Origin of the sequence: Tessaracoccus coleopterorum (assembly GCF_011174705.1) — a bacterium.
GTDB lineage: Bacteria > Actinomycetota > Actinomycetes > Propionibacteriales > Propionibacteriaceae > Arachnia > Arachnia coleopterorum.
This window is the reverse complement of the sequence record NZ_JAANIJ010000001.1, coordinates 809429-822709: the sequence shown is the minus strand read 5'-3', so window position 1 is coordinate 822709 and position 13281 is coordinate 809429. Positions and strand designations below refer to the sequence as shown.

Below are 13281 nucleotides of genomic sequence, written 5' to 3'. Positions count from 1 at the left end.
GTGACTGGGAGGTGCGGGCGGTCCAACCCCGGGTCTCTGCCCGAAGGCGCGGCGCGTCGCCACCCTGCTCGGCTCGGCCACCTGTGCGATGAAGTCGATCAGCGGGGTGTGTGCGTCACCCAGATCGTTGGGCTCCGCGCCCCAGTAGTTCATCTGGATGTTGATGTTGGTGTGGTAGTCGCTTCCCCACGTCGGGTCGTTCTGGTTGCACCAGAGGCCCTGCAGGTTGGCGGGCAGCCCACCAGCGCGTGATGAGCAGATCAACAGGTAGCGGCCGTAGTCGTACATCATGCGCTCGAGCGACGGGTCGCTCCCGCCCTCCGCGTAGCGGGCGAGCCGCCGGTCGGTGGGGAGCGCGAGGACCTCCTCTCCGCTGGTGCCGAGGTCGAGTGAGACGCGTCCCATCCGGGCTGCCAGGTCGGCGCTCGACTCCGCCAGCAGGTCGGCCCAGGTGCGCGCGGCGGCCGCGCCGAGGGTGCGCTCCAGCTTCGGTTCCGGGGCCTCGCCGCGCCAGCCGTGCCGCTCGCTCAACCGGTAGTTCGTCTGTGCGTCGAGGATGAGCACCAGTTCGGTGGCGTCGGTGATCAGCAGCGCGTCGCCGGCCTCCGCGACGCCGCCGTCGCCGGAGACCTGGACGGAGGCCGCGTGGCGGAGTCCGTTCCCGAGCGTGCCCGCGAAGGAGATCCGGCGGGTGGATGCGTCCGACACGGACGGGGCGCCGTCCTGGGCGGACGCCAACGTGAGGGTCGCGTCGAAGGGGACCTCGGCCGTGTAGCGCAGCGCGATCACGTCCGCCCGCGTGAGGCGAAGGCCTCGCGAAGCGACCTGACCCCGTCGCGCGTGAGGGTCGTGGTGTGCAGCCCGGTGGCCAGGCCCAGGGCGCGGCGGTACCGCGACGGCGCGGCGGCGCCCCGGGGAAGGTGAGCGTGAGGGTGCCGAAGTCGAGGTAGCTACCAAAACCCGTCGCGGTCAGGTCGTACTCCCCGTCCCACCCGTTCAGCCCACCCCAGAGGCTCTGCTCGTTGAACTGCACGACGTCCCTGTCCGCGTGTCCGAAGAGCATCGCCCCGAGGCGACCGTTGCCGATCGGGAGCGCCTCGGCGTGCCACACATCTGCCGGCGTCGTGTACCAGAGTGTTGAGAGGGCGCTGGGCTCGGTCATGGGGTTTCTCCTCGGCGACAACGGCGGTACCTGGGGCGCCTCCCGGTGTCGTGGTCAGGCACCAGGCGACGCGCAAACGCCCATCACGATAGCGCCGCCAGCGGTGCCGCGAGGCGCCCAGTGCGACCCGCTGGCCCGGGACGGACACGTCCGTGCACCCGGAGCGGGTCTTGGCCAGGCGGACTCTGGGAAGGTCAACGGTGGCAACCCCAGGTGCCGGTGTGAGTTCCTGCGCGTGTCATGAGGTTCCCCACGACAGGAGGTCGACTTCGTCGACGCCGGTCGGCTCAACCAGTGAACTGATCGGCTCGGCCGGCGAACTGGCCGTTCCGCCGGGCGTGCGGCCGTGGCCACCCGGAGTAGCGCCTTGGCCAGGCTCTCCGTGGTGGCGCGACCAGCAGCGTCGCGTGGGGGCTAGTGTTTCGTGTCAGAGGTTAGTTGATGATAGGTGGCTCGCCGGTGGATGCATCGCAAGGCCGACGACCGAAGTCGCACCTTGCCGTTCGTCGAGGGAGGAGAACGCCGCGAGGCGCCAGCGGAGGGCCGCATAGCGCAGCGAATATCTGACACGGGACACTAGTGCTGGTGGGAGTTCCTACGCGTGTCACGGGGTTCGTCACGACAGGCGGTCGACTCAACCAGCGAACTGGGGCCGGTCGGCTCCTACAGGTAGAGGGCCACTCCGATCAGGATGGAGATGGTGAGCAGGAGGCAGCCGACGCCGTTGACGATGCCGACGAGGGCCGCCGTCGGCTTGGCGAGGCGGACCCCCGCCTGCCGCACGGCGGCGCGCACCGCGAGGCTGGGGTCCGGGATCCGGGTCGCTGAGCGGGTGTTGATCCCGTCCCGATCGATCTCGATCCTGACGGAGCCGCCGATTCGTATTCCCGCGAAGGTGCTGACCGATCCCCAGCCGGCTCCCGAGGCCGAGTCCCAGGTCTGGTCGAGCCGCATGAACACGTCGGGATCGGGGTGGGCGCCAGCGTGGTGCGCCACCGCCGCGATACCCGCCCGGGCCTGGCAGCCGGGTCGAGGACGCCACCCGGACCGCCAGCGGCGACGTCTGGATCTGCAGCGGGGTGCGCGGCAACCCCGAGCCCATCGCATGCATGGCCTCCGCAACGCGGCGCACCTGAGGGTGCCGATGACGGGGTGCCCTTCCGCGTCGACGTCCAGGAACTCCTCGTCCGGAGGGAGCCGGTCGCGCCGGAAGCGCGGCAGCAGGGCAAGGTTCGCCACACCCAGGAGCAGGAGGGGAACGCCGATCGCCCAGCGCATCGGGCCCAGTTCCGCGGAGGTCAGCAGGATCAGCACGAGCATGCCCGCGACCAGATACAGCAGGCCGAGCACTGTCGTGACCAACGGCGCGACCCAGGCGCTCCCGTTTCCCGATCCCTCACGGTTTGCCATCCGATGCCCTCCCACTGCCAGAACCGCCCTGCCTGCCGCGTCGCCGTCCCACCGGAACCGAGGGGCCCCCGGCCGACGCCGGGGCCCCTCGGCCGGGCTCAGGCCAGCGAGTCGATGATGGCGTTGAGCGTCGCGGAGGGACGCATCACCGCCGCCGTCTTCTCCGCATCCGGGCGGTAGTAGCCGCCGATGTCGGCGGGGTTGCCCTGCACGCCGATCAGCTCGCCGACGATCGCCTCCTCACCGTCGCGCAGGGCGGCGGCGACCGGTGCGAACACCGCCGCCAGTTCGGCGTCGTCGGTCTGGGCGGCGAGCTCGTCGGCCCAGTAGCGGGCGAGCCAGTAGTGCGAGCCGCGGTTGTCGATCCCACCGAGCCTGCGGGTGGGGGACTTGTCCGTGTCGAGGAAGGTGCCGTTGGCGCGGTCGAGGGTCGTCGCGAGGATGCCGGCCCGCTCGTTGCCCTCGGTTGCGGCAAGGTGCTCGAACGACGCGGCCAGCGCCAGGAACTCGCCGAGCGAATCCCACCGCAGGTAGTCCTCCGCGACGAGTTGCTGCACGTGCTTCGGGCCGAGCCGCCGGCGCCCGTCTCGAACAGGCCGCCGCCCGCCATCAACGGGACGATCGACAGCATCTTGGCCGAGGTGCCGAGCTCGAGGATCGGGAACAGGTCGGTCAGGTAGTCGCGCAGCACGTTGCCCGTCACCGAGATCGTGTTCTCTCCGCGGCGGATGCGCTGCACAGAAAGCTTCGTCGCCTCGACGGGGCTGAGGACCCGGATATCGAGGCCTGCGGTGTCGTGGTCCGCGAGGTAGGCGTTCACCTTGTCGGTGACGTTGCGGTCGTGGGCGCGCTCGGGGTCGAGCCAGAAGATCGTCGGCCAGCCGGTGGCCCGTGCGCGGGTGACTGCGAGCTTCACCCAGTCCTGGACGGGGGCGTCCTTCGTCTGGCAGGCGCGCCAGATGTCGCCGGCCGCCACCTCGTGGCTCATCAGGACATCACCTGCGGCGTTGCGAACCTCGACGACGCCGTCGACGGCGATCTCGAAGGTCTTGTCGTGCGAGCCGTACTCCTCGGCCTTCTGCGCCATCAGGCCGACGTTGGGAACGGTGCCCATGGTGCGCGGGTCGAACGCGCCGTTGGCGATGCAGTCGTCGATGACGGCCTGGTAGACGCCGGCGTACGACGAGTCGGGGATCACCGCGAGGGTGTCGGCCTCCTCACCGAGCGGGCCCCACATGTGACCCGACTGGCGGATCATGGCGGGCATCGACGCGTCGACGATCACGTCGGAAGGCACGTGCAGGTTGGTGATGCCCTTGTCGGAGTTCACCATCGCCAGGGCGGGGCCGTCGGCGAGGTCGGCGTTGAACGCTGCGCGGATCTCGGCGCCGTCGGGAAGCGCGTCGAGGCCGGCGAGGATCGCGCCCAGACCGTCGTTGGGGGAGAGGCCCGCGGCCGCGAGGTCGGCGCCATAACGGGCGAAGACGTCGGGGAAGAACGCGCGGATCACGTGGCCGAAGATGATGGGGTCGGACACCTTCATCATCGTGGCCTTGAGGTGGACCGAGAACAGGACCCGCGCTCCTTGGCCTCGGCGATCTGCTCAGTGAGGAAGGCGTCCAGGGCGGCGGCGTTGAGCACGGTGCCGTCGACGATCTCGCCCGCGAGGACCGTGAGGCCGGCCTTCAGCGTCGTCTCCGTGCCGTCGGTGGACTTCAGCACGATGCTCAGGGTGTCGTCGGCGGGCAGTACCACCGACTGTTCGTTGTGCCGGAAGTCGTTCGAGGCCATCGTGGCCACCGAGGTCTGGGAGTCGTTGCTCCAGGCACCCATCCGGTGCGGGTTCTTACGGGCGTAGCTCTTGACCGACTCGGGGCGCGGCGATCGGAGTTGCCCTCGCGCAGGACGGGGTTGACGGCGGAGCCCTTGACGCGGTCGTAGCGGGCGCGGATGTCGCGCTCCTCATCGGTGGCCGGGTCCTCGGGGTAGTCGGGGATCGCGAAGCCCTGGCCCTGCAGTTCGGTGATGGCCGTCTTCAACTGGGGCACGGAGGCGGAGACGTTCGGGAGCTTGATGATGTTGGCCTCAGGGGCCTTTGCCAGCTCTCCCAGCTCCGTCAGGGCGTCGGCGACCCGCTGATCCTCCGGGAGGGTGTCGCCGAACTGCGCGAGGATGCGCCCGGCGAGCGAGATGTCGCGGGTCTCGACATCGACACCCGCCTGGCCTGCGAAGGCGTTGATGATCGGAAGGAACGAGAAGGTAGCGAGCAGGGGGCCTCGTCGGTGAGGGTGTAGATGATCTTGCCCATGTTCTTTTTCGACTCCTGAGGGTTGGTTGTCGCACAGCTTACCGATCGGCCGCCTGCGCGGTGCCGTCGACGTCGGGGGTGGTCAGCGCGGAACGGGGCGCCGGGATAGTGTTGGCGCCACGGGCAGTCCTGCCCCACCGGAGCCGATGCGGGCGACGTGTGCAGAGAGCTGACGCACGCCGCGCCGATCTGTGCGGTCTTTGGACTAACCCGAGGGATTGGGTAGCCTGTACCCACGAGTTAGTGACAGATTCCGCGGCAGGTCCGCGAGGGACAAGGCAAGGGGGTCGACCCGATATGGGGCGCGGCCGTGCAAAGGCGAAGCAGACCAAGGTGGCACGCGATCTGAAGTATCGCCCGATTGACACCGATTTCGCATCACTGGAGCGGGAGCTCCGTGGTGCCAACGGAGCTGTAGGTGAGATCCCCGATTCCTACGCCGATGTGGCGGAGGAGTACGAGGAATACTCCGACTACGAGTCCGACGACGAGGACGACGAGCGCCGCTCGTCCTGACGACGACGACTCCACCGTGACCGCCTGGGCCCCGACTCCGAGCTTGCCGGCTACGAACAGTTCACACTCGAACTGCCCGATGAGCCGACCTATGCCCATGAGCCGGAGCGGTCCCTCGTCGCGACCGTGATCCGTCGCGGTCAACCGACCAGGGCTAGGGCCGTCCTCTACCTCCACGGGTGGAGCGACTACTTCTTCCAGGCCCATCTCGGAGACGAGATGGACGGGCTCGGATACGACTTCTACGCGGTCGACCTCCGTCGCTACGGCCGGTCGCTGCGGAGCAGGCAGTTGGCCGGATACGTCGCGAAGCTCGACGACTACTTCGTCGAGCTGGACGCCGCGCTCGAGGTGCTCAGGGACGAGGGGCACGACGACATCGTCCTGATGGGGCACTCGACGGGCGGCCTCCTCGCCTGCCTCTATGCAAACGAGCGGCCTGGCGCCTTCTCGGCGCTGATCCTCAACTCGCCCTGGCTGGAACTGCAGGCCAACCCGATGCTGCGTTCGACGACGCAGCCCATGTTCTCGGCGGTGGGTGCGGTCGCTCCCACGACCGCTCTGCCGCGGGCCGACGGCACCATCTACCACCGCTCCATCTCGGCTGACGCCGACGGGGAGTGGGTCTTCAACCACAACCTCAAGGGCGATCCGGCCTTCCTGGTCCGCGTCGGCTGGTTGTCGGCGATCCTCCAGGGGCATGCCCGGGTGGCCTCAGGCCTCGACATCGACTGCCCGATCCTGCTGGCCGTCTCGAAGCGAACCGATTTCCGACGCAGCTGGGATGAGTCGCTCCTGAAGGCCGACACCGTGCTCGACGTAGAGCGCATCGCCGAGCGCGTCACGCGGTTGGGTGACCTCGTGGTGCTGACCCGCATCCACGACGGGCTGCACGATCTGGTGCTGTCCGCACCCGAGGTGCGCACACGCGTCTTCCTGGAGTACGGGCGCTTTCTCTCCGTCTACGCCAACTGACGTGGCCGCCTCCTGAGAGGTGGTCGGGATTAATGCCACCCTCTTGCGCAAAACTCCGACCATGTCTACTACGATCCGTCGTAGGAGGAGAGATGGCACGGCTCAAGCGCATGTTGTCCCGCATTTCGAAGAAGAATCTTCTGGTCGCCGCGGGTGTATTCGTCGTCGGCTCGTTGATCGGTGTCGGGCTCTTCACCTTCATCTACGCCAAGGGCATCTCCTATCTGGGCAACGATCCCGCCACGTGCGCGAACTGCCACGTGATGGAGGGCCACTACGACGCCTGGCTTGCGGGCAGCCACACCAACGTGGCGACGTGCAACGACTGCCATGCGCCGCACGACAACATCGTCAGCAAGTACTACGTCAAGGCTGACAACGGTTTCTGGCACGGCCTGAAGTTCACGACGGGCTGGTATCCGGAAAACATCGAGATCCGTGACTCGAACCGGGCGGTGACCAACGAGGCCTGCCTCTACTGCCACTCCGAGTTCACCAGCGATATGCGCATGACAGCAGGCAGCGACCAGATCAACTGCACCCGTTGCCACTCCGACGTCGGTCACAGGAAAAGGTGAGTAGACATGGCTGACCCGAGGCCCCCAGGCGCAGCCGGACAACGGCAGCGCCAACGCCCAGACAACCCCTCCGAAGAGGCGCGCCCGCAAGGCGGGCATCTTCGTGGCAGCGATCGCACTGACCGCGATCGCCACGGCAGGCATCACGGCGCTGCTGGCCAACATCATCGAACGGCAGGGGAGGCGGGCGAATCCTTCTCGAAGGTGGTCGACCTGGACGACACCATCTCCGACCCGGCGGTGTGGGGACGCAACTTCCCGCCCAGTACGAGTCGTTCCTGCGCACCAGCGAGATGACGCCCACCGTGCATGCGGGATCCGTGGAGGAGAAGCGCACGGCCACCGAGACCGACCCGCGCACCGTCATCTCGACGAGCCGGATCGAGGAGGACCCGCGGCTGGTCACGATGTGGGACGGCTACCCGTTCTCCGTCGACTACCGGCACGCGCGTGGCCACGCCTACATGCTCGAGGACCAGCGCTACACGCTCCGGGTGCAGAACTTCAAGCAGCCGGGCGCCTGCCTCAACTGCCACACCTCGACCGTCACGATCATGGACGAGTTGGGCGACGGCGACCGCGACGCAGGGTTCGCCAAGATGAACAAGATGTCGTATGCCGATGCCTCCCAGTTGGCCGAGCATCCGGTGTCCTGCATCGACTGCCACGATCCCGAGACGATGGAGCTCCGGATCACGCGGCCCGCCTTCGAGAGGGCATCGCGGCGCTCAAGAAGAGCGAGGGCGTCGAGGACTACGACGTCAACCGTGACGCGACCCGTCAGGAGATGCGGAGCTTTGTCTGCGCCCAGTGCCACGTCGAGTACTACTTCGAGAAGGAGACCAAGGAACTCACCTTCCCGTGGAGCAAGGGCATCAACATCGACCAGATCTGGGAGTACTACGCCGAGGACGGCCACAAGGACTTCACGCACGCCACCACCGGTGCGGAGATCGTCAAGGCGCAGCACCCCGAGTTCGACATCTGGAGCCAGGGCATCCACGCCGACAACGGCGTCAGCTGCGCCGACTGCCACATGCCGTACGAGGCCGAGGGCGCCAAGAAGGTCACCAACCATCAGATCCAGTCGCCGATGCTCAACGTCAACGCCTCGTGCATGACGTGCCACCACTCGACCGAGGACGAGATGAAGAACCGGGTCGTCAAGATCCAGGACCAGTTCATCGACTCGCGTGACGTGGCCTTCGACTCGCTGGTGCAGCTGATCGACGCCCTCGAGAAGGCGCAGACCGACGGCACCCCGCCGCCGCGATCGACGCGGCCCGTGAGTTCCAGAACAAGGCCAGCTTCTACCTCGACTACGTGTACTCCGAGAACTCCTACGGCTTCCACGCCCCGCCTACATCGAGAAGATCATCGCCGACTCGCTGGACGCGTCGCGCAAGGGACAGCTCGTGCTCAACGGGGTCGATCCGGCGACGTTCGAGCCGTCGGAGATCTCCCAGGCCAACAAGCAGAAGACCGAGGAACGTGAAAGCTGACGCGCACACGACGGCCCCGACCCCGAAGCCCTCGCCGCGTTCCTCAGGGACGCGCCCGAGGAGCTCCGGGAGTGGGCGGCCGCCCAGCTCCCGCCCGAGGCCGGCGAGCCGGTCCAGCCAGACGGCTCGGCCCTGTGGCCGGGTCGGCCCATGTGGCCGATTCCGATCTGGCGCTGGCCGAGCTAGGTGAGGACGAGGACGAGCCCCGGCGCGGGCCGCAGATCCATACCCAATGGACAAGGTGCCCACACCCGTTGCCCTGCCCGTGAAGAGGGCCGCAGCCCGCTCGTCCCGATCCTCGGCATCCTGGTGATCGCGGCGCTGGTCTACGGCATCTTCCGCATCGGCCTGCCCCAGGAACCGGGCGACCAGGCGGCCGGACAGCCCACCGCGACGGCCTCGACCGGCTCCGGCGCGGCCAGGATGGCCGAGCTCGAGGCGAAGCTGCTGAGCAGCCCCGACGACGTCGCGGTCAACCTCGAACTCGGTGTGCTCCACTTCAATGCCGGCGACAGCGGGCGCGCCGAGGAGCTGTGGACGAAGGTCACGCAGCTCGATCCGCGCAACCCGCAGGCGTGGTTCAACCTGGGCTTCGTCCACCTCGCGGAGGACCCGCCGGACACGGCCGGCGCGAAGGCCGACTGGGACAAGGTGCTCGAGGTCGCTCCCGACTCGGATCTGGCAGCCACCGTCGAATCGCATCTCGACGCCCTCGAAGCCATGGGCGCACCGTCACCGACGCCGAACCCGACCGAGGAGTGAGGGCCATGCGTGAACTGGGCAGCTGGATCTACCGCATCCTGCGTTCCAAGGCGCTCGGCGCCCTGGTCATCATCGCGATGGCGGTGCTCGCCCTGCTCGGCACCCTCATCACACAGGAGCCTCCCCGTTCGGCCGCCGATCCCGTGTCGCATGCGGCCTTCCTCGAGTCGATGCAGGGGCGCTACGGCGGGTGGGCTGTCATCCTCGACGCCCTGGGGATCTTCAACCTCTGGTCATCGCCCATCTTCCTCGGCGTCACCGTGCTGCTGGCGCTGTCCATCATCGCCTGCACCGTGCACCGGATTCCGCAGCTCTGGAAGCGCGCGACCCAGCCGCGGGTGCACGTCACGCCCAAGTTCTTCGACCGCGCCCAGTACCGGGCGTCCATGAGGCTCCCGATGGCCCCGCAGGCGGCCCTCGACCACGTGGGGGAGTGCTCGGCCGCAACTTCTACCGGCGGCTGCCGGACGACCGCCTTGAGGGCGGCACCGTAGGCATGTACGCCGACCGGTTCCGCTGGGGGCCGTTCGGCACGGCCATCGCCCACGCAGCCATGGTCGTGATCCTCGCCGCGTTCGGGGTCTCGGCCTTCACCGGCTTCGAGGAGAACCTCGACATCTCCGTCGGTCACACCGCCCAGGTCGGCCACGGCACCGGGCTCAGCGTGACGGCCGAGTCGTTCAAGGACGCCTACGACGAGATGGGCAGGCCCAGCGACTACGTGAGTCACCTCGTCGTCGAGCGCGACGGGCAGGTGGTGGCCGAGCAGGACGTGCGCGTCAACGAACCGCTGCGGGTCGACGGGACGGCACTCCACCAGGCCTCGTTCGGCATCGCGGCGGCGCTGCGCATCACCGACCAGGAGGGTGCTGTGCTCTTCGAGGCGCCGGTCCCCTGAAATGGCAGAGCAACGACGGCCGCTACGCGATCGGCAAGATCACACCGGAGGGCACCGGCATCGAGGTGCTCGTCGTCACCCCCGCCTCGGGGCCACCGACGCCAACATCGCGCCAGGTAGCGCGGTGTTCGAGTTGTACGACATCGCCACCGACGAGAAGCTCGACGTGGTGCCGGTCGAGCAGGGCGAGGAGGCCGACGGCGCGGGCATGAAGCTCACCTTCGAGCGGGAACTGCGCTACACCGGAATCATCGCCCGGCAGGATCCGGGTGCCGCCTGGATGTGGGTCGGATCCACGCTGCTGGTGCTCGGCATGTGCATGACGTTCATGGCGCGCCACCGTCGGGTCTGGGTGCGGGTCACCCCGACGGCGACGGATCGCTGGTGCAGATCGCGTCGGCTGAGAAGCTCGACACCACCTTCGAACGCCACTTCCGCACCCTCATCGAGCGGATCGACGCGTCCGCCCCGACTCAGAAGAACCCGTCGACCCCAACCCGTCAGAGACCCGCGCGACAAGGAGCTGATCGATGCTTGAGATGGCCGAGTACCTGGTGACCGCAGCGACGGTGATCGTGCTGTTCGCCGTCGCCACCTGCTTCGCCGCCGTCACCCGGAGCCACGGGGTGAAGACGCAGGCCAGGACGCGCGCGCTCGTCGCCGTCGGTGACGGACCCGCGGAGGCGATGGAGGCGCGCCCGGAGGCGATGCCGCAGCGGAAGAGCTCGCTCGGCTGGTGGGCCACGGCCTTCCAGATCGCGGCCGTGGTGTTGTTGACCGCCTACATCGTGGTGCGCATGACGTACACGGGCCACGGCCCGTTCTCCAACCAGCACGAGTTCGCCATCGCGTTCGCGTGGGGGATCCTGCTGGTGAACCTCTTCTTCGACGTGCGCTACCGGATCAGGCTGATCTCGCTGATCGTGCTGCTCGTGGCAGGCGGCATGCTCGTCTACGCCATGACGCTCGACACGAGCGTCAAGCCGCTGATTCCGGCGCTGCAGAACAGCCTCATGCTGACGTTGCACGTGAGCTTCGCCGTGGTCGCCTACGGGGCCGCATGCGTGTCGTTCGGTGCGGCCGTGCTGTACCTGCTGCATCCCTCCATCCGGCGTGTGAAGCTGCCGCGCCTGGAGGTGCTTGACGACATCGGCTACCGGGCCGCGGTGATCACCTTCCCGCTGCTCACGATCATGATCGTGCTCGGGTCGGTGTGGGCCAACACGGCGTGGGGCCGCTACTGGGGCTGGGACCCAAAGGAGACCGCAGCCCTTGTGACGTGGCTCGTCTACGGCGCCTTCCTGCACGTGCGTGTGGTGCGCGACTGGCGGGCCGCAAGGCCGCCTGGATGCTCGTCATCGGCTTCGCGACCGTGCTGTTCGCCTACTTCGGCAACCACTTCTTCGGCGGCCTGCATTCCTATGCGTGAGCGGGGAGGGCGCTCGGGATCGTCGCACTCGTGGCGGTGGTGGCCCTCGTGCTCGGTGGGGTCTACCTGATCAAGGGTGGTCCGGCAGAGGCCGACGAGCCGGCCGCGGCCGCGGGCGCGCCCAAGGTGGGGCGCCCGCGCCGAACTTCCGGGCCATGGACATCGATGGGCAGCCCATCACGCTCGAGGATTACCGTGGGCGTCCCGTCTGGCTGCTGTTCCAGGCGAGTTGGTGCTCCATCTGCCGGGCCGAACTACCGGATGTGGAGGAGGCCTCCGATCGGATCGATGTCGTGTCGATCTATCTGCGGGAGGACCGCGACGTGGTGACCGACTACGCGGAGCGACTCGGCCTGAGCATCCGGAGCGTACCCGACCCGATCGGGGAGATCTCGCTCAGCTACCTTGCGAACTCGGTTCCCACCCACTACTTCATCGATGCTGACGGCAACGTCGCCTCCGTCATGAAGGGTGCACTGTCGGCCGACGAGATCGACGCGCAGCTCGAGGCGCTCGGCCTCGGTGGCGCCGGCAACCCGGGGCTGAGGGCCGGTCAGGACCCGTTGCGCTCCCGGTGGGCGCAGCCCGGCCAGCAGCAGGGCCGGCGCTGTCCCTCACCCAGCTGGGAGATGGTGCGCTCCAGCCGCCGCAGACGCGTCTTGTCCTGCTTGGCGTCGGTGACGAGACAGATCCACTCGTTGCGGGCCAGGGCGGTGATGTCGAGCCAGGCCTCCAACGCCGCGTCGTCGCCCCGTAGGGCGGCTACCAGGTCGTCGGGCACGACGTCATGGACTGTGCCTGCGGGAAGCGTCTCGATGGTCACGCGGCGAGTTTACGCGCTGCCCCTCGGGTGGGTGAATGTCCGGGGAGCTGCACTCCAGGGTCGGCGGCGACGGTGACGGCCGCGGAGGGGAGTGGGTGAGGCAGCTGGCATGGGCGAACCCGCCCCGGATGCGACAAACCCTCAGTTTCCTGAGGGGTCTTCACTGTGGCCAGGGCCGGGATCGAACCGGCGACCTTTCACTTTTCAGGCGAACGCTGGTGAGGTTGGCGAGCGGCTGTGACTGCGGTCGGTACCCCTCGGGGACGCTGGCATTTGGGCAACTGTAGCCATTGCTGTAGCCACTGAAACAGGTCAGCCCGGGAGGGGTCTAGGCATGTCCGCCAACGGGATCCCCGATTCCGACATACTCCAGAGTCTTTCGTGGTTCTCTGGGGCAATTCTGAAAGGAGCGCACTCCATGAAACACTGCGCGAGACTCGCCATACTCATCACAACCGCCCTCTGAGATGGGTGCTCTGCCTTCAGGGACCCTGGCCGCGACCTGCAAGTATGAGAATTCCAGCGAAATTAGCTACGCCACGGTCCGCTTCAACACCGCATACACGTGGTACTCGGGCTCAACCACTGGCTGCTCAGGCACAAAGTATGATGCGCAAGGAGTGATGGCTCACGAAGCTGGGCACGTGTACGGACTGAATCACGTTGCGAACAGCACTCTGCAAGTCATGAAGCCGAACTCGGGAACGTGCGAGGTGTCGCAACGACTCCTAGGCCCGGCTGACTTGGCCGGCATGAAGTCGATCTACCCGTGATTAGACCGTCGGTCGCGTCGCTCGCCATCATCTTCCTGGTTGGCTGTTCGTCTGGGGCAAACTCCTGCCCGGCGCCACGGGTAGTGGATCTGCCAAGCTCAATCCGTGTTGGCCAGACCGAGACCGTCCATATGGAGCACCTACT

The 13281-nt window shown here is 67.7% G+C and carries 12 protein-coding genes, 1 tRNA gene and 4 pseudogenes; 12 read left to right on the top strand and 5 right to left on the bottom strand.

Going from position 1 to position 13281, the window contains the following annotated elements; genetic code table 11:
* Positions 1-93: 93 nt before the first annotated feature.
* From G7085_RS34170 to G7085_RS05190, 4 genes and pseudogenes are all read right to left on the bottom strand, one after another.
* Positions 94-789: pseudogene (locus G7085_RS34170) on the bottom strand (glycosyl hydrolase family 95 catalytic domain-containing protein); the annotation flags it as partial.
* 271 nt (positions 790-1060) lie between these two features.
* Positions 1061-1162, bottom strand: a pseudogene (locus tag G7085_RS24280) (glycoside hydrolase N-terminal domain-containing protein); the annotation flags it as partial.
* Positions 1163-1825: 663 nt separating this feature from the next.
* Positions 1826-2512, bottom strand: coding sequence for a hypothetical protein (locus G7085_RS05195; RefSeq protein ID WP_197510168.1), 687 nt, complete (start codon positions 2510-2512; stop codon positions 1826-1828).
* Positions 2513-2670: 158 nt separating this feature from the next.
* A pseudogene (locus tag G7085_RS05190) lies at positions 2671-4880 on the bottom strand (NADP-dependent isocitrate dehydrogenase).
* A gap of 297 nt (positions 4881-5177) precedes the next feature.
* Between G7085_RS05190 and G7085_RS05185 the strand changes: the two are divergent.
* The 11 genes and pseudogenes from G7085_RS05185 to G7085_RS36210 all read left to right on the top strand — a co-directional run bounded on the left by G7085_RS05185 (position 5178) and on the right by G7085_RS36210 (position 12439).
* A complete protein-coding gene (locus G7085_RS05185; protein WP_197510167.1) occupies positions 5178-5396 on the top strand; it encodes a DUF3073 domain-containing protein in 219 nt (72 codons plus the stop codon).
* Between the two features lie 126 nt (positions 5397-5522).
* A complete protein-coding gene (locus G7085_RS05180; protein WP_197510166.1) occupies positions 5523-6371 on the top strand; it encodes an alpha/beta hydrolase in 849 nt (282 codons plus the stop codon).
* Positions 6372-6463: 92 nt separating this feature from the next.
* On the top strand, positions 6464-6949 hold the full coding sequence (nrfH, locus tag G7085_RS05175) for a cytochrome c nitrite reductase small subunit (RefSeq protein ID WP_231979240.1): 486 nt from the start codon (positions 6464-6466) through the stop codon (positions 6947-6949).
* A gap of 293 nt (positions 6950-7242) precedes the next feature.
* Positions 7243-7638: pseudogene (locus G7085_RS34165) on the top strand (ammonia-forming cytochrome c nitrite reductase subunit c552); the annotation flags it as partial.
* A 98-nt stretch (positions 7639-7736) separates the two neighbouring features.
* Positions 7737-8444, top strand: a complete 708-nt coding sequence (locus G7085_RS05165; protein ID WP_197512755.1) for an ammonia-forming cytochrome c nitrite reductase subunit c552 — start codon at positions 7737-7739, stop codon at positions 8442-8444.
* Between the two features lie 316 nt (positions 8445-8760).
* On the top strand, positions 8761-9213 hold the full coding sequence (locus tag G7085_RS05160; RefSeq protein ID WP_197510165.1) for a tetratricopeptide repeat protein: 453 nt from the start codon (positions 8761-8763) through the stop codon (positions 9211-9213).
* 5 nt (positions 9214-9218) lie between these two features.
* Positions 9219-9707 carry a cytochrome c biogenesis protein ResB gene (locus G7085_RS05155; protein WP_197510164.1) on the top strand — a complete coding sequence of 163 codons (489 nt, stop codon included), beginning with the start codon at positions 9219-9221 and terminating at the stop codon, positions 9705-9707.
* Positions 9647-10111: a cytochrome c biogenesis protein ResB gene (locus G7085_RS05150; protein ID WP_197510163.1), complete on the top strand. Its 465-nt coding sequence runs from the start codon at positions 9647-9649 to the stop codon at positions 10109-10111. Before G7085_RS05155 ends, G7085_RS05150 begins: the two co-directional genes overlap by 61 nt.
* A gap of 124 nt (positions 10112-10235) precedes the next feature.
* On the top strand, positions 10236-10649 hold the full coding sequence (locus tag G7085_RS05145; protein WP_197510162.1) for a cytochrome c biogenesis protein ResB: 414 nt from the start codon (positions 10236-10238) through the stop codon (positions 10647-10649).
* Entirely contained in the window at positions 10642-11610 is a 969-nt protein-coding gene (gene ccsA, locus G7085_RS05140; protein ID WP_231979239.1) for a cytochrome c biogenesis protein CcsA, read from the top strand. The genes G7085_RS05145 and ccsA overlap by 8 nt, the downstream gene beginning before the upstream one ends.
* Positions 11537-12439, top strand: a complete 903-nt coding sequence (locus tag G7085_RS36210) for a TlpA disulfide reductase family protein (RefSeq protein WP_331715483.1) — start codon at positions 11537-11539, stop codon at positions 12437-12439. The genes ccsA and G7085_RS36210 overlap by 74 nt, the downstream gene beginning before the upstream one ends.
* A gap of 90 nt (positions 12440-12529) precedes the next feature.
* Here the strand turns inward: G7085_RS36210 and G7085_RS05130 are convergent.
* Positions 12530-12631: transfer RNA gene (locus G7085_RS05130), tRNA-Phe, on the bottom strand.
* A gap of 199 nt (positions 12632-12830) precedes the next feature.
* On the opposite strand from G7085_RS05130, the gene G7085_RS34150 reads away from it, so the two are divergent.
* Positions 12831-13136, top strand: a complete 306-nt coding sequence (locus G7085_RS34150) for a matrixin family metalloprotease (protein ID WP_197510160.1) — start codon at positions 12831-12833, stop codon at positions 13134-13136.
* Positions 13137-13281 lie beyond the last annotated feature (145 nt).